Raw genomic sequence first — 21,888 nt, 5'->3', positions numbered from 1 at the left:
GCTTTGGCTACAGGAAGTATCTGAACATCTGTGGCAATTGCTGCGAATGTCCGCACTTTTCGCAGGGCACTCAACGCAAGCGCTGGTCTTCAATCGCGAACGGGCAGGTCGATATGGCTGCTGCCATGCCAGCGGATCTCCAATGGCGCGCCCGCATCGGCAATCGTCTCGTCGCTGGGGTCTCTGCCGCTGCCGAGGTTGAGCTGCAGGTCCGGTTGTTTGATCACTCCCAAGGTGACCACCACGCGACTCCCCGCGGCGAGTCTGCGGCCGATCAGGCGGCTATCACTGATGCGCACGCGATGACGTTGCGAGGGTTTCAGAAGCTGGCGTTGGCTCGGGTCCTGCGCATGGCTTAGCCGCTGCAGCCAGTAGGCGAGATCGAGATACTGGCCATCGGCGGTGAGCTCGTAGATGGCAAGCGCCACATCGGCATCGCGCTTGTTGAGGCTGAAATCGAGTATGCCGCTGAACGCGCCTGCCAGTTCGGTTTCCCGCGTCAGCGGCTCACCGCGGAAGACCAGCCCGGCATGCGGGTCAAGCGTCCGGTTAATGACGTCGCGTGGCGCTTGCCAACCCGCATCGCTGCGGTCGCGAAAATCGACGCGCTGCAGGCTGCTGCGTACCGGGGCAGCTTCCACAGCCAGTTGTTGAGTGCTATCGCTCCCCGGCACCAGGTAGAGGCGCTGTTGCCGCGTTGGCATGGCATCCAGCGTTGCCGCATGCCGCCAGCGATTACTTCCCATCACCTGCCAGTTGACGCGATCGCTGAGCAACGCGGGTTTGGCGGCGCCTTTCAGCACATGGTCGAACCATGCCAGCCGCAACGCCTGCAAGTCGATGCGCGCCACCGGCTCCGGGCGGTAGCCCTGCACCTGTTCCGGCACGCCGGTCTGCATGGTGAAGTGCTCATAGGGGCCGATCAGCAGTGTGTGATCGGCGTCCGGGCGCTGCTTCAGGTGCTCACGGAAATAGTGCAGGGCGCCGATCTGGGCGCCGTCGAAGTAACCGGTTGTCGCCAGCACCGGGATGCCGATATCGGCGAACTCGCGCCCCTGCGGAATCATTGCCTGCCAGTAAGCATCGTAGGTTGGATGCTGCAGCCAACGTTCGAACAAAGGGTTTCGAACGCCGTCCAGCTTCGGCAGCTCGCGATACGCTTGGCCGCTGCCGTACCAGCGGCTGTTGAGTGTGCTCCAGCGTTCGCTGTCACCATAAGTGGCGTCGTCCAGCGCGCTGTTGTTGGTTGTGTAGAACGGCCACGGATAGATGAAATTGAGAAAGATTCCGCCTTCCATCGGCACGTCAATGCCGGGTGCGGTGGTTGCCGAGGTGGAGATGGCCTTGAGCGCTGGAGGTCGCTGCTTGAGCGCCGACCATTGGGTAAAACCGCTGTAGCTGCCGCCGTACATGCCGACCTTGCCGTTGCTCCAGGGCTGTGCAGCAGCCCAGGTAATTACCGCGGCTGCATCGCTGCCATCGTGTTCGAAAGGACGGATTGGATCAGGACTGCGCCCCTTGCCGCGGCTGTAAGCAACAACGCTGCCGTAGCCGTGCGCAGCCATGGTTTTTGCATCCAACCACGCCCACTCGTCATTGGCGTAGATGGTGAAGGTGAGCAACACCGGTAGTTTGCTTGCTTTGGCTGGATACACGGAGATGGCAGAGATGCGCGCGCCATCGCTGGTGGTGACCGTGACATTGCGATCGATGCGGTAGCGGCGCGCATCGTCTTCGGCAATCGCTTGCGCCACCAAGGGAAGAAACTCAGCGTAGGCGCTGTGAACCTGCCATGCGCGGAGCAGCGCGATGGTTTGTTCCTCGCTCAACGCATTGAGATTGCCGGCGCCATCGATTTGCCTGTCTCTATCGGCGCGTAAACGTTGCAGGTTGCTGCCAAAGGAATACTCGGCCCTGAGCGCACTGACATCGTCCAGCTGCGAAAAGTGCGCCGCGAAGCTGCGATTCCACGCATCGGCAAAGCTGATGCGTTCATCGCGCTGCAGTTGCTTGGCCGAGGCGTACACCTCGTACTGCAGGTACAGCGGTGGTTGCTGTGACGGACCCTTGCGCAGTGCACGCAGCTGGTGGATGCTCTCTATCGCCTGCGCGTACTCGCCTGCTACAAGTTGCAGGCGGAAGCGGTTGTCGAGGAGACGTTGCGGGTCAGCGTGCTGGTGACTGGCCAGAGTGGCCTGGGCCAATTCAGGCATGGCCGCATCGATCGCGTGATCATGCTGCCGCGCAGGCGCAACGGCCGATAAGTTCTGTGCTGAGGTAGTTCCCGCACAAAGCAATAGAAGAACGACAAGCAAGCCGCGCATGTGAGGACCATAGCTGTGACGATGGCCTTCAATAGCACATCGTTCGAACGGAGGTAACAAGCGGGCTGGTGAGCGCGGGCAGGGGCGCATTCAAGGACGGCGGCCAGATCGGCTGCCATGCGGTGCAGAACGTGGGAGCAATGCCATGTTGGATAGGCTGGTAGAACATAATCGCGATGGAATCATCCTGTTTGTACGCATCGCGATGACGCTGGTTTTTGCGTACTCGGGCTTCGGAAAGCTGAGCGATTTCCAGGCTACGGTGGGGTATATGGATTCGCTGCACGCGCCTATGCCACAACTGGCGGCGCTGATTGCGGTGGCGATGGAGTTGGTTGTCGGGATCGCGTTGATGCTTGGGCTGTGGGTGCGCCCATTGAGCCTGTTGCTCGCGTTGTTTGCGCTGGGTGCGAGTGTTCTTGGCCACCCGTTCTGGACGATGGAGGGTGCGGACAGAGCCATGAACCTGATCCAGTTCCTTAAAAACCTGTCCATCGCGGGCGGGTTGTTGTTGCTGGTGGTCACCGGTGGTGGCCGCTATGGCTTGAGCGGACGCCGCGGCTGAGTGTTTCTGCAGGCCGGGACCAGAAGCCATGCAATGTTGAATACACAGCGGGCAGGCCAATGGCCTGCCCGCTGTAGTCGCAACCTGGGGGCGCTGGATCAGCCGAGGATGCCCGGCAGGTCCAATCCCTTCTCCTTGGCGCAGTCGATGGCGATGTCGTAGCCGGCATCGGCATGGCGCATCACGCCGGTGCCCGGGTCGTTCCACAGCACGCGGGCGATGCGCTGGTCGGCGGCTTCGCTGCCGTCACAGACGATGACCACGCCGGAGTGCTGCGAGTAGCCCATGCCAACGCCGCCGCCGTGGTGCAGGCTGACCCAGGTGGCGCCGCCGGCGACGTTGAGCATGGCGTTGAGCAGCGGCCAATCGGAGACCGCATCGGAGCCGTCCTTCATCGATTCGGTTTCGCGGTTGGGCGAGGCGACGCTGCCGCTGTCCAGATGATCGCGGCCAATGACCACCGGCGCGCTCAGTTCGCCATTGCGAACCATTTCGTTGAAGGCCAGGCCGAGCTTGTGACGCAGACCCAGGCCAACCCAGCAGATGCGCGCTGGCAGGCCCTGGAAGGCGATGCGTTCACGTGCCATGTCCAACCAGCGATGCAGGCTGGGATCATCGGCGATGATTTCCTTGACCTTGGCATCGGTCTTGTAGATGTCTTCCGGGTCGCCACTCAGTGCAACCCAGCGGAACGGGCCGATGCCGCGGCAGAACAGCGGACGCACATACGCAGGCACGAAACCGGGGAAGTCGAAGGCATTCTTCAAGCCTTCGTCGAAGGCCATTTGACGGATGTTGTTGCCGTAGTCAACGGTCGGAATGCCTGCGGCATGGAAGGCGAGCATGGCTTCGACGTGCACGCGCATCGCCGCCTTGGCGGCATCGCGGACCTTCTCCGGATTGGCCTGCTGTTCGGCCAGCCATTGCTCCACGCTCCAGCCGATCGGCAGATAGCCGTGTACCGGATCGTGGGCGCTGGTCTGGTCGGTGACGCAGTCCGGACGCACGCCGCGACGTACCAGTTCCGGCAGGATCTCGGCGGCATTGCCGAGCAAAGCAATCGACTTGGCTTCACCGCTGGCGGTGTACTTGGCGATACGTGCCAGTGCGTCGTCGATGTCGCTGGCCTGTTCGTCGACGTAGCGGGTACGCAGGCGGAAATCGATGCTGCTCTGGCGGCATTCGATGGTCAGGCTGCTGGCGCCTGCCAGCGACGCGGCCAGCGGCTGCGCGCCACCCATGCCGCCCAAACCCGCAGTGAGTATCCATTTGCCCTTCAGGCTGCCACCGTAGTGCTGGCGGCCCATCTCGACAAAGGTCTCGTAGGTGCCCTGGACGATGCCCTGGCTGCCGATGTAGATCCAGCTGCCGGCGGTCATCTGCCCGTACATCATCAAGCCCTTCTTATCGAGCTCGTTGAAATGCTCCCAGTTGGCCCAGTGCGGCACCAGGTTGGAATTGGCGATCAGCACGCGCGGTGCATCCGGATGGGTAGGGAACACGCCAACCGGCTTGCCGGATTGCACCAGCAGGGTCTGGTTGTCGTCCAAGCGCTTGAGCGTGTGCAGAATCTTGTCGTAGCTTTCCCAGTCGCGTGCGGCGCGGCCGATGCCGCCGTAGACCACCAGCGAGGTCGGGTCTTCTGCAACTTCCGCATCGAGGTTGTTCTGCAGCATGCGGAACGGCGCTTCGGTCTGCCAGGATTTGCAGTTGAGCGTGTTGCCGCGAGGTGCGCGCGGGTTGCGGGAGGGGTCGTGACGGGTCATGCATTTCTCCTGGTAGCAAATTCCAGACAAGCGCCAAGCACTTGCTGCAAGGTGTTGCGGACGGGGGTTGCGTGTTCGGGGTCGTAGGGCGTGGGCCAGCTGTGCTCGTCCACGTCCTCGGGGGCGGGTTCGTGCATATAGCCGCGGCAGCCCAGCTCCATCTGCAGGGTGTGCACGCCGTTGGCGGTGTTGCTGTAGTGGCGGGTGACCCAGCCACCTTTGAAGCGGCCGTTGCGCACGTGCGACATGCCGCTCATGGCGCACAGGTTCTCGACCACGTCAGTCAGTGCGTTGTCGCAGGAGGTATCCGGCGCGCCGCTGGGGCCGGCGCTGCCGATATTGAACTGCGGCAGTTCGCCTTCGAACAGATGCGGAATCAGGGAGCGGATCGAGTGCGCGTCGTAGACGACAACCGTGTCGTGTTTTGCGCGCAAGCGTTCGATTTCGGCAGCGATAGCTGCGTGGTAAGGATCGAACCAGGTCTCGCGCCGGTACTGGATTTCCGCTTCGTCGGGCTCGTGCCCGGCGCGGTATAGCGGCTGGTTGTCGAAGGTGGTGAGTGGGCACAGGCCGGTGGTGTTCTGGCCTGGGTACAGGGAGATGCCGGAGGGGTCGCGATTGACGTCGATCAGCGAGCGCGAGATCGCGGTGCGTACCGTCGTCGCACCCATCGCTTTGGCAAAGGCGTAGAGCTCGTGCACCCACCAGTCGGCATCGCGGCGTGCCAACCACGGAGATACGAAGTGGCCGACGCGCGATGCCGGCAGTTCGGTGCCGGTATGCGGAAAGCTGACGATCAGCGGAGCGTGACCGTGGTGAATCTGCAGCCAGTCAGTGGAGTTCGTCATGGAGGTTCCTGTGGCAGGGTGGGCTTCTGTCTTCCCTTGGTAGCGGGGGAATATGCCCGAAGGGCAGAAGGGGGCGCTTTACGCGGTGAAGGTCAACAACTTCCCTCATCCGGCGCTTTGCGCCACCTTCTCCCGCAAGCGGGAGAAGGGATTGCATCGTGGCTTGCGGCGAACTGTGCTTGGTCTGGCAGATTGCAGCGCTGCTCGCTGTCGCCTCTCCCGCGTGCGGGAGAGGATGCCCGGAGGGCAGGTGAGGGCGCTCTTCGCGATAAAGCCCCAACGTTAGCCAGCAGCTCTGCATACGCTTCGATCAGGCCTTGTCAGTCACATCAACACCCGGCAACTGCACACCCAGCCCGGCCGTCAGTGCCCCAGCACGCACCAATGCAGTCGCAGCCACCATGTCCGGGTGGAAGTAACGATCGTCTACCAAGGTTGGCACTTGCGCGCGCAAGGTCGAACGCACCTGCTCCAATGCCGAACTCGAACGCAGCGGCGCATGAAAATCACAGCCCTGGCCTGCAGCGAGCAACTCGATGCCGATCACGTTGGCAGCGTTCTCGGCCATCGCGATCAGACGACGTGCGCCGTGCGCGGCCATCGATACATGGTCTTCCTGGTTGGCCGAGGTCGGGATCGAATCGACGCTGGCCGGGTAGGCTCGCTGCTTGTTCTCCGACACCAGTGCCGCAGCGGTGACCTGCGGAATCATGAAGCCGGAGTTCAGGCCCGGCTTCGGGGTCAGGAAGGCTGGCAGGCCAGACAACGCAGGATCCACCAGCATCGCGGTACGACGCTCGCTGATCGAGCCGATCTCGCAGACCGCCATCGCCAGCATGTCCGCTGCGAATGCCACCGGCTCGGCGTGGAAGTTGCCGCCGCTCAGTGCTTCGCCGGTATCGGTGAACACCAGTGGGTTGTCGGAGACGCCATTGGCTTCAATTTCCAGCGTGGTGGCCGCTTGACGCATCACATCCAGCGCAGCGCCCATTACCTGCGGCTGACAGCGCAGGCAGTAAGGGTCCTGCACACGCACGTCGTTGTCTCGATGCGATTCACGGATCGCCGAGCCCTGCATCAGTTCGCGTAGCACAGCGGCGGTGGCGATCTGTCCGCGCTGGCCGCGGATGCTATGGATGCGCGGATCGAACGGCGTATCGGAGCCTTTGGCGGCTTCCACCGACAATGCACCAGTAACCAGTGCAGCCTGGAAAACCACTTCGATCTCGAACAGACCGGCCAGTGCATAAGCGGTTGAGTACTGGGTGCCATTGAGCAGCGCCAGGCCTTCTTTCGCGCCCAGTACCAACGGCTTCAGCCCGGCCTGCTCGAACGCGGCTTCGGCCGGCATCCGGACACCACCGACAAAAGCCTCGCCGACACCAATCATCACGCTGGCCAGATGCGACAGCGGTGCGAGGTCGCCGGAAGCGCCAACCGAACCCTGGCAGGGCACCACCGGCACTACGTCCTTCTGCAACATTGCTTCCAGCAGCGCCAAGGTCTGCGGGCGAATGCCCGAGGCGCCCTGGGCCAGGCTGGTCAGCTTCAGCGCCATCATCAGCCGCACGACATCGACCGGCATTGGCTCGCCTACACCGGCGGCATGCGACAGCACGATGTTGCGCTGCAGGGTTGCCAGATCTTCGCGCTCGATGCGGACACTGGCCAGCTTGCCGAAGCCGGTATTGATGCCATACACCGGCTCGCCCTTGGCGACGATGGCATCTACCACCTGCGCGCTGCGCAACACTGCGGCTTGGGCGGATTCGTCGAGGCGCACATCGGCGCCGCGATAGATCTGCCGCCATTGTGCCAACGGAACGTGGCCGGGGAGGAGGGTCAAGGTAGTGCTCATGCGTGCTCCAGCAGTGCGAGATTCAAAGTGCGAGATTCAACGTGGGAGATTGAAGCGGGGAGTTCAGACGGTTTGTCCGCGCCAGACGCGGGCATGCAACGGGTTGAAACCGATCCGGTAAACGAGATCGGCAGGTGCGTCGATGTCCCAGATGGCGAGATCGCAGTCCATGCCTGCAGCCAGCTTGCCAACCCGGTTGGCGCGGCCCAGCGCGCGTGCGGCTTCGCGGGTGAAGCCGGCGATGCACTCGTCCACAGTCATGCGGAACAAGGTGGCGCCCATGTTCATCGTCAGCAGCGGACTGGTCAGCGGCGAGGTGCCAGGGTTGCAGTCGGTGGCCAAGGCCATCGGTACGCCCGCATCGCGCAGGCCCTGGATGGGTGGCAACACCGTCTCGCGGGTGAAGTAGTAAGCGCCGGGCAGCAGCACAGCTACGGTGCCAGCCACGCGCATCGCAGCAATGCCGGCTTCGTCCAGGTGTTCGATATGGTCAGCGGACAGCGCACTATTATGTGCAGCCAACTCCGCACCGTGCTGGTTGGACAGCTGCTCGGCGTGGATCTTGATTGCCAGTCCGTGCTGCTTGGCGGCATCGAAAACCTGTTGCGCCTGCGCCGGCGAGAACGCGATGTTCTCGCAGAAGATATCGACCGCCTCGGCCAAGCTTTCGGCTGCGATAGCCGGGATCATTACTGCACAGACTTCGTTGATGTAAGCCTGTGCCTCGTGGCCTGGCGGCACTGCATGCGCGCCGAGGAAGGTCGGCACGATCTCCACCGTGCGCAATTCGCCCAACGCGCGCGCTACGCGCAGTTGCTTGCGCTCGTCGGCCAGGGTCAGGCCATAGCCGGATTTGATCTCGATGGTGGTGATGCCTTCGGCCAGCATCGCATCCAGCCGAGGCAGGCTGGCCTTGATCAGGGCAGCGTCGTCGGCCAGACGGGTCGCGCTGACTGTGGAAACGATGCCGCCACCGGCCTTGGCGATCTGCGCATAGCTAACACCCTGCAGGCGCTGCTCGAACTCGTTGGCGCGGTTGCCTGCATAAACCAGATGGGTGTGGCAGTCGATCAGGCCGGGGCTGATCCAGCGGCCATTGCAGTCGATGCGGGTATCGGCATCAAATACAGGTGCGTCCGCTGCCGGACCGACATGCAGGATGCGGCCGTCGCGGGCGGCGATCACGCCGTCGCGGATGCTGCCCAGTCCGCCCGAGGCGTCGTCCAGGGTCATCAGGTTGGCGTTGTGCCATAGCGTGTCGCAGCGCATTGTCCCTCTCCGTGCCTATTTGTATATACAATAACGGCGACCATCGGAGAGTGTCCAGTGACAACGATCAAGCCAGCCTCATCTGTTCGTTTCCACGCCGCCCAGGCCTTGTTGCCGCAGGGCTGGGCGCAGGATGTGCGCATCGACAGCGTCGCTGGTGTGATCACGGCAGTGGCTGTCGGCGAAGTCTGGGACGGCCAGTCGCAACGTCTGGACGTGGTGGTCCCGGGCTTGGGCAACCTGCACAGCCATGCCTTCCAACGGGCGATGGCCGGGCTGACCGAGGTTGGTGGGCGCTCGGGCGACAGCTTCTGGAGCTGGCGTGAGCTTATGTATCGGTTCCTGGACCGGCTGGATCCGGACACCTTCCAGGCCATCGCCGCGCAGGCCTACATGGAGATGCTGGAAAGCGGCTTCACCCGCGTCGGAGAGTTCCACTATCTGCACCACACCGAAAACGGCAGCCGTTACGCCGACCATGCAGAAATGTCGGTCCGGGTTTCGGCGGCGGCGGATGAAACCGGTTTGGGCCTGACCCTGCTGCCGGTGTTCTACGCGCACAGCGACTTTGGCGGAGCCGCGCCAACCCCGGCGCAGCGACGCTTCCTGCACGACATCGATGGTTTTGCGGACCTGCTTGAAGGCTGCAAACGCGCCCTGGCAGACACGCCCGATGCGGTGCTGGGGCTGGCCCCGCACAGCCTGCGCGCAAGCACACCGGAGGAGTTGCAGGCGTTGGTTGCATTGGCACCGGGTCCGATCCATATCCATATTGCCGAGCAGACCCGCGAAGTCGATGCCTGCCTTGCCTGGAGCGGTCAGCGACCGGTCGAATGGCTGTATGCAAATGCAGCTGTCGATGCGCGTTGGTGCCTGGTGCACGCTACCCACGTCAACGACAAGGAAGTGCAGTTGATGGCAGACAGTGGCGCGGTGGTGGGCCTGTGCCCGATTACCGAGGCCAATCTGGGCGATGGCCTGTTCCCGATGCGCGAGTTCGTGCGGGTCGGCGGCCGTTTCGGCGTCGGTTCCGATTCCAATGTATTGATCGATGCAGCCGAGGAGCTGCGTCTGCTCGAGTACGGCCAGCGTCTGCAACTGCGCGGGCGCAATGTGCTCTCCCCCGGCGACCTGTCCAGTGGTCGCTGGCTCTACCAGCAGGCAGGCGAGGGTGGCGCACAGGCGTTGGGCGTGCAGGGTGGCTTGAGTGTGGGCGCTGCCGCTGACCTGCTGGAACTGGATGCCCAGCATCCAGCGCTTCTCAATCGCAGCGGTGACGCCTTGCTTGACAGCTGGCTGTTCGCCGCACGTAATGGCGCCCTTCGTAGCGTCTGGCGTAACGGTCGTGCCCTGGTCCGCGATGGTCGTCACGTGAACCGTGATGCGATCATGGCGCGTTACCGTACCGCGCTTGCGCGGATACTGGACTAAGGTCGGTTATCGGCCAGACGCCGTCTCTTTCAGGAAACCCGAGTGAAGGGCAAGAAAGCTCCCACCCTCAATCACCGCATCCGCAGTGACATCGAAGGCCGCATCCTCAGCGGCGAATGGGAGCCTGGCTTCCGTATTCCGTTTGAACACGAGTTGATGGAGCAGTACGGCTGCTCGCGGATGACGGTGAACAAGGTGCTCACTGCGCTGGCCGAGAGCGGCATGATCGAGCGCCGCCGTCGCGCCGGCTCGTTCGTGGCGCGGCAACCACCACACCTGGAGCAGGTGGCGCTGGAAATCCCCGACATCGAGGTGGCGGTCACTGATCGCGGCCACGAATACGGCTTCCAGCTGTTGGAGCGCGCACATCGCAAGGCCAGGGAAAACTCGGCCGAAGAGCTGCTGCTGGTAGGCGAGGGCAAGTTGCTGGCGATGCGCTGCCTGCACCTGGCCGACGGCAAGCCGCTGGCGCTGGAGCGCCGCTTGATCAATCCCGAAGCGGTGCCGGAAACCCTGAAAGTGGATTTCTCCATCCACGCGCCGGGTAGCTGGTTGCTGCAGAACGTGTCATGGACACGCGGCCAGCACCGTATCAGCGCGGTGGCCGCGACCGCTGATGAAGCTGCATTGTTGAAGGTGGCAGTGGGCACGGCCTGCCTGGTCATCGACCGCCAGACCTGGCGCGGCGAGCTGCCCATTACCTGGGTGCGGCAGATGTTCCTCGGCGATGCCTACGACCTGATTGCACGCTTCGCGCCGGGCGCACGCTGATTCTACGCGTATGTTTCAATCCGCCTGATTCAACATCCAGCCAAGCCGGCGGCCGGGCTGGACGCTGCTGATCTTCAGATCGTGCTGCACTGCCGCCAGCGTACCGGCTCATCCACACCCGGGCGCGGGTTGAGCTGTACGCGGGTGGTGCGCAGCGCCGGATAGCGCTGCAGCTGCTGACAGATCAGCGGCCACACATGGGCGTCATCGCCACTGCGTTCGACCGACAGGGTGGAGCGGGTCAGCCAGATGCCGCTGACCACGCCAGAGGTGCCTGCCAGGGCTTTTGAAACGGATTGCTGGTAGCGCAGCAAGGTAGCAGCGTCCGGATCCTGGACCAGATCGCCCGGGTGAGGGGCACCCTTGGCTGCAGCGGCAGCTGCTGGTTTGGCCTTGCCCGGTTCAATGGCAGGCTCGGCTGCAGTTGGAGTTGGAGCTGGAGCTGGAGCTGCCGATCCGGCAGTTGGTTCGGCGACAACGCGCGGCGCCGTGGCGATCGGCGCAGCTGCTGGGGAATCTCCTTGCATGGTCATGTAGCCCATGCCTACCAGCAGGCCCAAGGTGACTGCTGCCAAGCCCGCAATGCCGGTGTGACGAACGGCTTCGCGGCGGGCGATGCCGGTAACGGTCTCGCGCGTTTCGGCGGGCATGTAAGGCTTCAGCAGCTCCCACAACTGGCGTGCATCGATGACTTCGATCGAGTGCTTTTCCGCCTCGGCCAGACCATCACGTTCAACGTGGCCTTCGGTGATCAGCAGGCCGCCGGCGGCGCCGGTAAGGCTGATCGCCGATGCCAGTTCGTGGATTGCACCGGCATCGAACCGATAGGCGCGGCCGTGCTTGCACGAAACCAGCCAACGTTGGCCGTCGCGTTGCAGCAGGAAGTCGCTGCTGGTGCCGCGATCGTTGTCCTCGGCATCGGTCAGCGGGTACAGGTCGCGCTGCTCGGCCATGGCCTGATGCACGATGCGGGAGAATTCGCGCCAGCGCATGCCCGCCAGTGCGGCCAAACCATGCTGGCGCTCGGTTTGACGGCGGGCGACCAACCACAGGTATGCAGAAGCCAGACCCCACAAGAGCAACGCAAGCAACAGGGCCAGAATCCACGAAAACATCGACATACCTGAAAGCCTAGAGATGGGGCCCAGTCTATCTTCCCTGACGACCGTAAGAGCAGGCTGACTTCGCCTTTTTGAGCAGCGCCTGCGAATTAATCCGCAAGCGCTGCGGTCGGCCAGTAATGGCTGTCTGGTAGCGCCCGCGCGCCAAAGATGGCCTGGCCGACCCGGACCACGCTGGCGCCTTCCTCGATGGCGATCTCGAAGTCCCCGGACATGCCCATCGACAGCTCATCCAGCCCGATGTGTGCTGGCGCGTGCTGACGCAATTGCTCGCGCAACTCTCGCATGCGCACGAAGCAGGCGCGGACCTGTCCGGGTTGGGCGGAGAACAGGGCCAAGGTCATCAGGCCGCGGACCCGCAACGCGCCGGAGCGCGGCAGGGCCTGCAGGAAGCCGGCGACCGCTTCAGGCGCCAGGCCGTACTTGCTGGCCTCGTTGGAGCTGTTTACCTGCACGAACACGTCCAGCGAGCGGCCTTCGGTCTGCAGTCGACGCTCCAGGGTTTCGGCCAGGCGCAGGCTGTCCAAGGCCTGGAATTCGTCGGCGAAGCGCGCCACCAGCTTGGCTTTGTTGGTCTGCAGGTGGCCGATGACCGACCAGCGTAGGTCGCCCAGATCCTGCATGGCCTCCCATTTGTGGTGCGCTTCCTGCACCTTGTTCTCGCCGAGCAGGCGGCAGCCAGCCTGATAGGCCAGGCGGATATGGGATTCGTCGATGGTTTTGCTGACTGGTAGCAGTCGCACGCCGGACGGGTCGCGGCCGACGCGCTGGCAAGCTGCAGCGATGCGTTCCTGGACCAGCGCCAGATTTTGGCGGAAGTCATCCACGCTGTCGGCGCGCGGGTACTGGCCGTGCAGGGCGTGACGGGTCTGGGTGCCGGAATCAGCGTCCGGGTGCGGGGTTTGCATGCGTGCCTCCAGCGATTGCTTGCGCCGCCTGATGCTGCCGAAGCGGCGCGGTGAACAGTGGATTATCGCTTGCTGGCAGGTTTGAAACCCGAGAAATGGCTGCCCGGGCAAATCGCAGGCATGAAAAACCCGCCATCCGATGCCGTGAGGGGAGGGAGACTTACGGCGCGGTACTGCTGGCGGGTAGGTTGATTCTCACGCAAGAATTGCTGCTTTGCAACATTACTGATCTTCAGCTTGTTGCCCGTCGTGCGCGGCGCGGCTCTCGGCCCGGGTAAGCCGGCGGTTGAGGGCGTCCAGACGATCGTTCAATGCCTCGATATCCTTGCGTGAGGGGATGTCCATGCGCCGCAGCACGTTGTGGACCTGGTCTTCAAACGACTTTTCGACCTTGTCCCAGGTACCGGCTGCGCGTTCGCGGGCCTGGCCCAGGGTGTTCTCCACCGTGTCGCGCAGGCTTTCGCCTTTGCGCGAGTGCTCGCGGGAACGGGCTTCGCTGTCCTGGCCTTCCTTGACCAGTGTCTCGAACAGTTTGCTGCCCTCGGCCTGTGCACGCGACAGCGCGCCCAGGCCGGCCAGCCAGACCTGCTGGGCCGACTCGGTCACCTTCCGGGTCAAGCGCTCGGCCTGGCCCTGTGCGCCAGCGCTGTCGTCCTCGTCTTCCGGGCGTTGCTCGTACGTGGTCATGACGATGCTCCTAATGCGGGGTTGAAGAGTCCAGCTACACCGTAACGGCTTAGCGTCTTAAGTTGTGTGACGGGGCCAGCTCAGCCGAGCTTGTCAGTCAGCACGCGTTGAATTTCAGATTCCACCATGCCCTTCATTGCCGACAGCAGGAAACCCAGCTCGGCCTTCACCCGCACAGCGCCCGGCAACAGCTCGATGGCACCGTCTACGCCGGAGCGGTTGAAGTGCAGCACGGGGCCGTCCCAGCGGGTGACCACGTCAAAGCGTTCCTGCAGTTTCTCGGCGACTTCGGCAATGGCGGTGCGCGCCTTGTCATCGGACAGGGAATGGGGGTGCTGGATATCAATGTTGGACATGGCGTGCGGCCTGAACTGCTGGTAGTAAGAAAGATGCGCCATTGTGCGGACCTGCGCGGCGTAGTCCAAGCCTCGCGTGCATCTTCTGCATGACCGGATGACCTGCTAGTCTGCTGCCGGTGCGCACTCTGCAAGTACATTTCAGTAATCGTCAGCAGCCGGATCAGTCCTTGATGCCGGGTGTCCAGCGCATTGTGCGCCACGCCTCTGGTCAAGTCAGGTTGGGTGACGGCAGCGTCGGCCCGTTGCTGTTGGCGCAGTTCTGTACCGATCAGCGCGGGGTCTGGCTGCAGGTGGCCAATGGCGGCCGCGGCATCCACGTCAATGGTCGCCCGGTGCGGCGCATGGCTCTGCTGCGCGCCGGTGATTCGGTCTATGCCGACGGCGCGGAAATGCTGCTGCGTGGCGACTGCGAGCAGGTGCCGCATCCCCCCGAAGCCCCGAGTGACGGCAGCGAAGATCTGCGGGTGCTGCTGCGCGGGGTAGGCGGGCGCCACCATGGACGCAGCTTTACCTTGGACAAGCCGCGCATCATCGGCAGTGACCCGGCCAGCGACATTCTTATCGACGACCCGGCCTTCGCCGAGCGTCATGCCCGATTCGAGCGGCACGGCGACAAGGTGCTGCTGCGCGACCTGGGCTCGGCCGACGGCAGCCTGGTCAACGGGGTAATTACCCGGCATTGCTGGCTGCAGGCCGGCGACCAGGTGGTGTTCGAAGGCAGTCATCGCTTTGTGCTGGAAATACCGCTGGGCCCGGTTTCTGCCGGTGCGGCATTCCCAGTCGAGGACGATGACGAGCCGGTGGCGCTCAAGCCATCGACGTTGGCACCGGCAAAGCCCAAGCTGCCGCGGCGTTGGCCATGGCTGCTGCTCAGCGCCTTGCTGCTGGGCGCGGCGATCAGCGCCTTGCTGCTGTTCGGCGCACGCTGAGTACCAGCTGCAGTAGCAGTTGTCCCGATGCCGGGGCAGGCGGGAAACGGCGGCCCGGAATGGGTGCAGATGCAACCTTTTCCAGATGGCCCAAGGCTGTTGCGCTGCGGCATACTAGGGGTTCTGCTCAACAGGTGTGACATGACGCGCGCATTCAATTTCAGTGCCGGCCCTGCGACATTGCCGGAATCGGTCCTGCGTCAGGCGCAGGCGGAAATGTTGGAATGGAATGGCGTAGGCGCGTCCATTGTCGAGATCAGCCATCGCAGCGCCGATTTCATGGCCGTGGCGGCCGAGGCTGAGGCCGATCTGCGCCGTCTGATCGGCATTCCCGACGATTATGCGGTGCTGTTCCTCGGTGGCGGTGCCACCACCCAGCAGGCGCTGTTGCCACTGAACTTCGCCAGCCCCGGCCAGCGCGTGGACTATGTGGTCAGTGGTCACTGGGGCAACACCGCGGTCAAGCAGGCTCAGCCCTATGTCGAGGTCAACATCGCCGCCAGCGGTGAGGCCAGTGGCTACCGGGATATCCCGGGGCGCTCGCAATGGCAGCTGTCGGACGACGCGGCCTATGTGCATATCACCGCCAACGAAACCATTCACGGCATCGAGTTCCGCGATGTGCCGGATGTGGGCGGCGTGCCGTTGATCGCTGACTTCAGCTCATCGATTGCTTCCGAGCCGATTGATGTATCGCGCTATGGCGTGATCTACGCCGGCGCTCAGAAGAATCTGGGCCCGGTGGGCATTGCCGTGGTCATCATCCGCCGCGATCTGCTGGAGCGCGCCGGCCAGCCGCGTGCGGACATCTTCGATTACCGCTCGCATGTCGCACGCGATTCGATGTTGAACACGCCACCGACCTGGAACTGGTACCTGGCCGGGCTGATGTTCAAGTGGATGCTGGCCCAGGGTGGTGTGGAAGCCTTCGCCAGGCTCAGCCTTGCCAAGTCGTCGGCAGTCTATGACGCCATTGATGGATCGGGCGGTTTCTACCGCAACGAGGTAGCTGCGGCGGTGCGTTCGCGCATGAATATCCCGTTCTTCCTGCCCAGCGACGAGCTCAATGCACGCTTTGTCAGTGAGTCCAAGGCGGCCGGCCTGCTGGCACTGAAGGGCCACAAGGCTGTCGGTGGCATTCGTGCCTCGCTGTACAACGCCATGCCGCTGGAAGGCGCGCAGGCGTTGGCGGCATTCATGCGCGACTTCCAGCAGCGCAACGGTTGAACCATTCCCGCCGTGCGCACTGCGCCGGCCTGTATCAGGTAGACGATTCCATGGCGACCAAGCCAAGCAAGACCGCCAGCAGGACCAAGCCGGCCGCTGCAGCCAAACCTGCCGCGAAGAAAGCGCCGGCCAAGAAAGTTGCAGCCAAGAAAGCCGCTGTCAGCAGTAAGGCTGTCGCCGAAACGCTGACCGTCGCCAAGCCGGTACTGTCGGATGTGCGCGCCAAGATCGATCAGATCGACCGCAGCATCCAGGCCTTGATTGCCGAGCGGGCCAACTTCGCCCATCAAGTGGGCAAGGCCAAGGGCAAGCTCGCCGCCGCCGTTGATTACTACCGCCCGGAGCGCGAAGCACAGGTGCTGCGGATGGTGGTTGACCGCAACGAAGGCCCGCTCAGTGACGAAGTGCTGGTGCATGTGTACCGCGAGATCATGTCGGCCTGTCTGGCCCAGCAGGAGCCGCTGAAGATCGGCTACCTTGGCCCGGAAGGCTCGTTCACCCAGCAGGCTGCGCACAAGCACTTTGGTCGCTCGGCGCTGGGTCTGCCGCTGGCAAACATCGAAGAGATCTTCCAGGAAGTCGAGAGCGGCAACGCCGACTTCGGTGTGGTGCCGGTCGAGAACTCCGGGCAAGGCACCATCCAGATAACCCTGGACATGTTCCTGACCTCCAACCTCAAGATCTGTGGCGAAGTCGAGTTGCGTGTGCAGCAGTACCTGCTCTCGCGCACCGGCCGCATCGAAGACATCGAGCGCATCTACGCGCACCCGCAGGCCTTCATGCAAACCTCGGCGTGGTTGCGGGCGAACCTGCCCAGGACTGAAAAGGTGCCGGTTTCCAGTAACTCCGAAGGTGCCCGCCGCGCCCGCAATGCCGAAGACGCAGCGGCCATCGGCGGCGAGAGTGCAGGGCACGTATACGGCCTGAAGAAGGTGGTAACCAAGCCGATCCAGAATGACGCCGACAACACCACACGTTTCCTGGTGATTGGCCGCCAGTTGTTCCCGTCTTCGGGGCATGACCGTACCTCGGTGCTGGTCTTCATCCACGACAAGCCGGGCGCATTGTTCGACGTACTCAGCCCGTTCGCGCGCCACGGCATCAGCATGAACCGCATCGAGTCGCGGCCGTCGCACCAGGCCAAGTGGGAATACGGCTTCTTCATCGACCTGGCCGGCCACATCGAAGACGAATCGATGCAGGCCGCGTTGGCCGAGCTGAAGGCGCACTCGGCGCAGATCAAGGTACTCGGCTCCTACCCGGTGGCCGTGCCGTGAGTGACAAAGCCCCTCTCCCTGCGGGAGAGGGGTTGGGGTGAGGGTTGGGCGGCACGTGCTGTCCAATCAGTGCAGACAGGCTTCGCCCTTGCCCTCATCCGCCCTTCGGGCACCTTTTCCCGGAGGGAGAAGGGTTTGCTGACGCGCCGCTGGCGCACTGAATACTAGAGAGACCGCATGAGTTCCCAGCCCTACTGGATTGCACGCAAAGGTTCCGCCCTGCAGGGCACGCTCGCCATACCCGGCGACAAGTCGGTATCGCATCGTTCGGTGATGTTTGCCGCGTTGGCTGATGGCGTATCGCATATCGATGGTTTTCTTGAAGGCGAGGACACCCGCGCCACCGCCCACATCTTCGAGCAGATGGGCGTGCGTTTTGAAACGCCGTCGGCGTCGCAGCGGATCGTCCATGGCGTAGGCGTGGATGGCTTGAAGGCGCCGCAAGGCGAGCTGGACTGCGGCAACGCGGGTACCGGCATGCGCCTGCTGGCGGGCCTGTTGGCCGCACAGCCTTTCGACACCACGCTGATTGGTGATGCGTCGCTGTCCAAGCGGCCGATGCGCCGGGTGACCGGGCCGCTGGCGCAGATGGGCGCGCGCATCGACACCCAGGAAGATGGCACGCCGCCGCTGCACATCCATGGCGGGCAGTCGCTGCAGGGCATCGATTACGAACTGCCGGTGGCCAGTGCGCAGGTCAAGTCGGCGGTGCTGCTGGCTGGCCTGTATGCGCAGGGCGAGACCTCGGTGGTCGAGCCGCATCCGACCCGCGATTACACCGAACGCATGCTGCGCGCGTTCGGCGTCGAGATCGAGTTCGAGCCTGGCAAAGCGCGCCTGCGCGGTGGCCAGCGTCTGCGTGCGACTGATATTTCGGTGCCGGCAGACTTCTCGTCGTCGGCGTTCTTCATCGTTGCTGCCAGCGTCATCCCCGGCTCGGAAGTGCGCCTGCGCTCAGTGGGCTTGAACCCGCGCCGCACCGGCTTGCTGGCGGCGCTGCGTTTGATGGGAGCGGATATCACCGAGGAGAACCACGCCGAGCACGGTGGCGAGCAGGTCGCTGACCTGGTGGTGCGCTACGCCCAGCTGAAGGGCGTGGAGATTCCAGAAGCGCTGGTACCGGACATGATTGACGAGTTCCCGGCCTTGTTCGTGGCAGCAGCTGCCGCCGAAGGCCAGACCGTCGTACGCGGTGCGGCCGAGCTGCGGGTGAAGGAGTCTGATCGTCTTGCGGCGATGGCGACCGGCCTGCGTGACCTGGGCCTGCGCGTGGACGAAACCGAAGATGGTGCGACCATCTTCGGCGGCCCGCTGGGCAGCGGCACCATCGAAAGCCATGGCGATCACCGTATCTCGATGGCCTTCGCCATTGCCGGTCAGCTCAGCACCGGTGAAGTGCGTATCAATGATGTCGCCAACGTGGCGACCTCATTCCCGGGCTTCGACAGCCTGGCCAGTGGTGCCGGCTTCGGACTCAGCGTCCGGTCCTGAATTCCACCGGTACCTGTACGACGCTGTTGATTGCGCGTCCATCCCGCATCGCGGGCTGGAAGCGCCATTGCTGCAGTGCTGCGATGGCGGCCTGATCCAGAGCTGGATCAATGCCGCCCTCGTGTCCGATCACTACGGCTTGGCTGACCCGGCCGTTGGCGTCCACCTGCAGGCGCACGATCACATCGCCTTCGACACCGGCATTCAGCGCGGCGGCGGGGTAGTCAGGCGTCGGATTGCTGGCCAGCGGCTCAGCGCCACGGTTGCCGGCCACACTGACCACTGAGGTGGTATCGGCCGTGGTGATGGACACCGGACCGGTGGCCACAGGTGTCTGCAGGGTACGGTAGCCCAACAGGCTGAAGATGCTCACAACCGCCAGCGCCAACAGGCCCCACAGCCAAGCCGCAGCAACGCCATGCGGGCGGGCTGAAACTGGGTGGTGGGTTGTGTTGTGCTGCGGGATGCTGGACATCGACATGTTGGCTCTGCGTAACGTCTACGCAGCAAGTCTGGTCCTGCACTCCCAAACGGCGAATGACTTTGGGCATGAACCGGCCCCCTCGGGGAGCCGGGGTTCAGCTTAAGGGCTGGGTTTGAAGTCGAACGGGATTTCCAGGCTGCCCTGCATCGGCTGGCCATTGCTTTGCGCCGGTTGGAAGCGCCAGTTGCGGACGGCTTCCTGCGCGGCCCGGTCCAGGTCCCGCGAGCCGCTGCGCTGGACGACGCGGACGTCCAAAGGAACGCCATTGGCATCGACATCCGCATGAACGATCACCGTACCGCTTTCACCACGACGCAGCGCCGCCGGCGGGTAGTCCGGGGCAGGACTCTGGCCGGGTAGCGGCACCGGCTGGTCGCTGGGGGCGACCGCAGCGGCAGGCGCGGCGGGTGCGGTATCGACCGGTGCGGCCTCGGCGATGGGTTGTGGTGGCGCGGCAGGCACGGTTTCCACCAGCTCCGGGGTTTCTTCCACGGCTTCCGGGCGCGCATCGGGCATGTCGCTGGCGCCGGCACCGGCGGGCAGTGGCGCTGGCAATGGAGCCAGCACGGCGCTGTTTGCCTGCGGCTGCGCCGGGTCGGCACGGTAGAACTCGTTGTGGCGGCGGGCATTGAGCCAGACCACCAGGAACAACAGTACGCCGACGCCAAAAGCGATACCGGCAATCTTCAGGCTGCTGCGAGGCAGGTGAAAAGTGAAATTCTGGTCGGAGCGGGAGCTTGAGGCAGACATGGTCTTGACCGTGTGGATCAGGCCGATTCTTGCACAGGAAAGGTGAATCACGCGGCAGACAAGCGCAGTTCGCGCGATAATCTACCGCTCACACCCGTACACAGTGCCCAGCCATGCTTGATCCAGCCCTTCTTCGCCAGCAGCCCGCCGAACTTGCCGAACGCCTGCGCAGTACGCGCGGCTATGTGCTGGATGTGGCCGCCTTCGAATCGCTGGAGGCTGATCGCAAGCGCATCCAGGTGCGCACCCAGGAGCTGCAGAGCCTGCGCAACAGCCGTTCCAAGTCGATTGGCCATGCCAAGGCCAAGGGCGAGGACGTGTCGGCGATCATGGCCGAAGTGGCCGCGTTCGCCGATGAGCTGAAGAGCTCCGAGGCCCAGCTCGACGTGCTGCGCGAGCAGATCGAAACCCTGTCGATGGGCATCCCGAACCTGCCCGCCGCCGATGTGCCGGCTGGCAAGGACGAGAGCGAGAACGTCGAGCAGCTGCGCTGGGGCACCCCGCGCGAATTCGACTTCCCGGTGCTCGACCACGTCGAACTGGGCGCCCGCAACAATGGCCTGGACGCGGAAACCGCGGCCAAGCTGTCCGGCGCGCGCTTCACTGTGCTGCGCGGCTCGATCGCGCGCCTGCACCGTGCGCTGGGGCAGTTCATGCTCAACCTGCACAGCAACGAGCATGGCTACGAAGAAACCAATGTGCCGGTGCTGGTCAATGCCGACTCGCTGCGCGGCACCGGCCAGCTGCCCAAGTTCGAGGAAGACCTGTTCAAGACCGCGCTGGGTGAATCCACGCGCTATCTGATCCCGACTTCGGAAGTGCCGCTGACCAATATCGTCCGCGACGAGATCATCGACGCTGAGCGTCTGCCTGTGCGCATGACCGCGCACTCCATGTGCTTCCGCTCCGAAGCAGGCAGCGGTGGCCGCGACGTGCGCGGCATGATCCGCCAGCATCAGTTCGAGAAGGTGGAACTGGTCAGCGTCTGCGCCGCCGAAGACAGCGAAGCCGAGCACCAGCGCATGACCGGTTGCGCCGAAGCGGTGCTGCAGAAGCTGGGCTTGCCGTACCGCAAGGTGCTGCTGTGCACCGGCGACATGGGCTTCTCGGCGATCAAGACCTACGATCTGGAAGTCTGGTTGCCGTCGCAGCAGACCTACCGCGAAATCTCTTCGTGCTCGAACTGTGGTGACTTCCAGGCGCGCCGCATGCAAGCGCGCTGGCGCAACCCCAATGGCAAGCCGGAGCTGGTGCACACCCTCAACGGCTCGGGCGTGGCGGTAGGCCGGGCAATGATCGCGGTGATGGAAAACTACCAGAACGCGGACGGCTCGATCACCATTCCGGAAGCACTGCGCCCGTACATGGGTGGCGCAGAACGCATCGCCTGACCATCAGGCGATCACACTGCAGATCCGGCATGTAATGCCGAGCCAAGCTCGGCAGCGGCCTGCCCGATACCGCTTCGGCACCCGTACCCACAAGGCATCTGATCCTTGTGGGAGCGGTGTAAACCGCGAAGCTCGATCAGCTGGAATTGCAGCAAAGCCCGTGATCGCAAGGATTCCGGGCTTCGCGGCTCACGCCGCTCCCACAAAAGCATGCAGCCAAGCACTGGTAGTGCCGAGCCATGCTCGGCAGCGGCCTGCCCGTTAGTGCTTCAATCGCCACGCCCCAACACTGCAAAGCTGCAGCGCTTTGTAGGAGCGGGGGGGGGGGGGGCGGGCGGCGGCGGGCGGGGGGGGTGCGCGCGGCACAGGCGCGCCGAGCGCGCGCGCGCGCCCGGAGCGGCGGCGCGCCCAGGGCACCGCGGGGGAGGGCCG

The 21,888-nt window shown here is 63.9% G+C and carries 19 protein-coding genes; 8 read left to right on the top strand and 11 right to left on the bottom strand.

Annotation, left to right across the window (positions count from 1 at the left end; all coding sequences use genetic code 11):
* Nucleotides 1-89: 89 nt before the first annotated feature.
* Nucleotides 90-2,213: a CocE/NonD family hydrolase gene (locus ACVOK8_RS02820; RefSeq protein ID WP_481565482.1), complete on the bottom strand. Its 2,124-nt coding sequence runs from the start codon at nt 2,211-2,213 to the stop codon at nt 90-92.
* Nucleotides 2,214-2,469: 256 nt separating this feature from the next.
* Between ACVOK8_RS02820 and ACVOK8_RS02815 the strand changes: the two genes are divergently transcribed.
* The gene (locus ACVOK8_RS02815) at nt 2,470-2,889 is read left to right on the top strand and encodes a DoxX family protein (protein WP_481565481.1); all 420 of its coding nucleotides are present in this window, start codon (nt 2,470-2,472) and stop codon (nt 2,887-2,889) included.
* A gap of 98 nt (nt 2,890-2,987) precedes the next feature.
* On the opposite strand, the gene hutU is transcribed toward ACVOK8_RS02815, so the two are convergent.
* From hutU to hutI, 4 genes are all read right to left on the bottom strand, one after another.
* On the bottom strand, nt 2,988-4,655 hold the full coding sequence (hutU, locus tag ACVOK8_RS02810) for a urocanate hydratase (protein ID WP_481565480.1): 1,668 nt from the start codon (nt 4,653-4,655) through the stop codon (nt 2,988-2,990).
* Complete coding sequence (hutG, locus tag ACVOK8_RS02805) at nt 4,652-5,503, bottom strand: N-formylglutamate deformylase (RefSeq protein WP_481565479.1); 852 nt, start codon at nt 5,501-5,503, stop codon at nt 4,652-4,654. The genes hutU and hutG overlap by 4 nt, the downstream gene beginning before the upstream one ends.
* Nucleotides 5,504-5,813: 310 nt before the next feature.
* Complete coding sequence (hutH, locus tag ACVOK8_RS02800; RefSeq protein WP_481565478.1) at nt 5,814-7,361, bottom strand: histidine ammonia-lyase; 1,548 nt, start codon at nt 7,359-7,361, stop codon at nt 5,814-5,816.
* 63 nt (nt 7,362-7,424) lie between these two features.
* Nucleotides 7,425-8,630: an imidazolonepropionase gene (gene hutI / locus ACVOK8_RS02795; protein WP_481565477.1), complete on the bottom strand. Its 1,206-nt coding sequence runs from the start codon at nt 8,628-8,630 to the stop codon at nt 7,425-7,427.
* A gap of 66 nt (nt 8,631-8,696) precedes the next feature.
* On the opposite strand from hutI, the gene ACVOK8_RS02790 reads away from it, so the two are divergent.
* Nucleotides 8,697-10,061: a formimidoylglutamate deiminase gene (locus tag ACVOK8_RS02790; RefSeq protein WP_481565558.1), complete on the top strand. Its 1,365-nt coding sequence runs from the start codon at nt 8,697-8,699 to the stop codon at nt 10,059-10,061.
* Nucleotides 10,062-10,103: 42 nt separating this feature from the next.
* Entirely contained in the window at nt 10,104-10,832 is a 729-nt protein-coding gene (gene hutC / locus ACVOK8_RS02785) for a histidine utilization repressor (protein WP_481565476.1), read from the top strand.
* A gap of 74 nt (nt 10,833-10,906) precedes the next feature.
* Here hutC and ACVOK8_RS02780 read toward each other — a convergent pair whose 3' ends face one another.
* The 4 genes from ACVOK8_RS02780 to ACVOK8_RS02765 form a co-directional block, all read right to left on the bottom strand.
* On the bottom strand, nt 10,907-11,953 hold the full coding sequence (locus ACVOK8_RS02780) for a restriction endonuclease (protein ID WP_481565475.1): 1,047 nt from the start codon (nt 11,951-11,953) through the stop codon (nt 10,907-10,909).
* Between the two features lie 89 nt (nt 11,954-12,042).
* Nucleotides 12,043-12,861 (bottom strand): YggS family pyridoxal phosphate-dependent enzyme, encoded by an 819-nt coding sequence (locus ACVOK8_RS02775; RefSeq protein WP_481565474.1) that lies wholly within the window; start codon nt 12,859-12,861, stop codon nt 12,043-12,045.
* 222 nt (nt 12,862-13,083) lie between these two features.
* Nucleotides 13,084-13,548, bottom strand: a complete 465-nt coding sequence (locus tag ACVOK8_RS02770; RefSeq protein ID WP_481565473.1) for a phasin family protein — start codon at nt 13,546-13,548, stop codon at nt 13,084-13,086.
* Nucleotides 13,549-13,628: 80 nt separating this feature from the next.
* Complete coding sequence (locus ACVOK8_RS02765) at nt 13,629-13,904, bottom strand: polyhydroxyalkanoic acid system family protein (RefSeq protein WP_481511312.1); 276 nt, start codon at nt 13,902-13,904, stop codon at nt 13,629-13,631.
* 119 nt (nt 13,905-14,023) lie between these two features.
* Here ACVOK8_RS02765 and ACVOK8_RS02760 point away from each other — a divergent pair, with 119 nt between their 5' ends.
* From ACVOK8_RS02760 to aroA, 4 genes are all read left to right on the top strand, one after another.
* Nucleotides 14,024-14,836, top strand: a complete 813-nt coding sequence (locus ACVOK8_RS02760; RefSeq protein WP_481565472.1) for an FHA domain-containing protein — start codon at nt 14,024-14,026, stop codon at nt 14,834-14,836.
* Nucleotides 14,837-14,977: 141 nt separating this feature from the next.
* The gene (serC, locus tag ACVOK8_RS02755) at nt 14,978-16,063 is read left to right on the top strand and encodes a 3-phosphoserine/phosphohydroxythreonine transaminase (protein WP_481565471.1); all 1,086 of its coding nucleotides are present in this window, start codon (nt 14,978-14,980) and stop codon (nt 16,061-16,063) included.
* A 50-nt stretch (nt 16,064-16,113) separates the two neighbouring features.
* On the top strand, nt 16,114-17,340 hold the full coding sequence (gene pheA / locus ACVOK8_RS02750; RefSeq protein ID WP_481565470.1) for a prephenate dehydratase: 1,227 nt from the start codon (nt 16,114-16,116) through the stop codon (nt 17,338-17,340).
* Between the two features lie 177 nt (nt 17,341-17,517).
* The gene (gene aroA, locus ACVOK8_RS02745) at nt 17,518-18,831 is read left to right on the top strand and encodes a 3-phosphoshikimate 1-carboxyvinyltransferase (protein ID WP_481565469.1); all 1,314 of its coding nucleotides are present in this window, start codon (nt 17,518-17,520) and stop codon (nt 18,829-18,831) included.
* Here aroA and ACVOK8_RS02740 read toward each other — a convergent pair.
* Nucleotides 18,815-19,312 carry an energy transducer TonB gene (locus ACVOK8_RS02740; protein WP_481565468.1) on the bottom strand — a complete coding sequence of 166 codons (498 nt, stop codon included), beginning with the start codon at nt 19,310-19,312 and terminating at the stop codon, nt 18,815-18,817. The two genes, aroA and ACVOK8_RS02740, sit on opposite strands and share 17 nt — an antisense overlap.
* A gap of 102 nt (nt 19,313-19,414) precedes the next feature.
* A complete protein-coding gene (locus ACVOK8_RS02735) occupies nt 19,415-20,065 on the bottom strand; it encodes an energy transducer TonB (RefSeq protein ID WP_481565467.1) in 651 nt (216 codons plus the stop codon).
* Nucleotides 20,066-20,178: 113 nt separating this feature from the next.
* Between ACVOK8_RS02735 and serS the strand changes: the two genes are divergently transcribed.
* Complete coding sequence (gene serS, locus ACVOK8_RS02730; RefSeq protein WP_481565466.1) at nt 20,179-21,456, top strand: serine--tRNA ligase; 1,278 nt, start codon at nt 20,179-20,181, stop codon at nt 21,454-21,456.
* The last annotated feature ends 432 nt before the right edge of the window (nt 21,457-21,888 follow it).

Source organism: Stenotrophomonas sp. STEN083 (assembly GCF_056759195.1).
The sequence above is the reverse complement of the archived record's forward strand: the minus strand, read 5'-3'. Positions and strand labels throughout refer to the sequence as shown.

What these genes read in the sequence shown, in the direction of transcription:
- serS (WP_481565466.1), top strand. Translation starts at nt 20,179, where the DNA reads ATGCTTGATCCAGCCCTTCTTCGCCAGCAGCCCGCCGAACTTGCCGAA.
- ACVOK8_RS02780 (WP_481565475.1), bottom strand. Translation starts at nt 11,953, where the DNA reads ATGTCGATGTTTTCGTGGATTCTGGCCCTGTTGCTTGCGTTGCTCTTG.
- hutU (WP_481565480.1), bottom strand. Translation starts at nt 4,655, where the DNA reads ATGACCCGTCACGACCCCTCCCGCAACCCGCGCGCACCTCGCGGCAAC.
- aroA (WP_481565469.1), top strand. Translation starts at nt 17,518, where the DNA reads ATGAGTTCCCAGCCCTACTGGATTGCACGCAAAGGTTCCGCCCTGCAG.
- pheA (WP_481565470.1), top strand. Translation starts at nt 16,114, where the DNA reads ATGGCGACCAAGCCAAGCAAGACCGCCAGCAGGACCAAGCCGGCCGCT.
- ACVOK8_RS02820 (WP_481565482.1), bottom strand. Translation starts at nt 2,213, where the DNA reads ATGCCTGAATTGGCCCAGGCCACTCTGGCCAGTCACCAGCACGCTGAC.
- ACVOK8_RS02740 (WP_481565468.1), bottom strand. Translation starts at nt 19,312, where the DNA reads ATGTCGATGTCCAGCATCCCGCAGCACAACACAACCCACCACCCAGTT.
- serC (WP_481565471.1), top strand. Translation starts at nt 14,978, where the DNA reads ATGACGCGCGCATTCAATTTCAGTGCCGGCCCTGCGACATTGCCGGAA.
- ACVOK8_RS02765 (WP_481511312.1), bottom strand. Translation starts at nt 13,904, where the DNA reads ATGTCCAACATTGATATCCAGCACCCCCATTCCCTGTCCGATGACAAG.
- ACVOK8_RS02735 (WP_481565467.1), bottom strand. Translation starts at nt 20,065, where the DNA reads ATGTCTGCCTCAAGCTCCCGCTCCGACCAGAATTTCACTTTTCACCTG.
- hutI (WP_481565477.1), bottom strand. Translation starts at nt 8,630, where the DNA reads ATGCGCTGCGACACGCTATGGCACAACGCCAACCTGATGACCCTGGAC.
- hutH (WP_481565478.1), bottom strand. Translation starts at nt 7,361, where the DNA reads ATGAGCACTACCTTGACCCTCCTCCCCGGCCACGTTCCGTTGGCACAA.
- hutG (WP_481565479.1), bottom strand. Translation starts at nt 5,503, where the DNA reads ATGACGAACTCCACTGACTGGCTGCAGATTCACCACGGTCACGCTCCG.
- ACVOK8_RS02770 (WP_481565473.1), bottom strand. Translation starts at nt 13,548, where the DNA reads ATGACCACGTACGAGCAACGCCCGGAAGACGAGGACGACAGCGCTGGC.
- ACVOK8_RS02775 (WP_481565474.1), bottom strand. Translation starts at nt 12,861, where the DNA reads ATGCAAACCCCGCACCCGGACGCTGATTCCGGCACCCAGACCCGTCAC.
- ACVOK8_RS02815 (WP_481565481.1), top strand. Translation starts at nt 2,470, where the DNA reads ATGTTGGATAGGCTGGTAGAACATAATCGCGATGGAATCATCCTGTTT.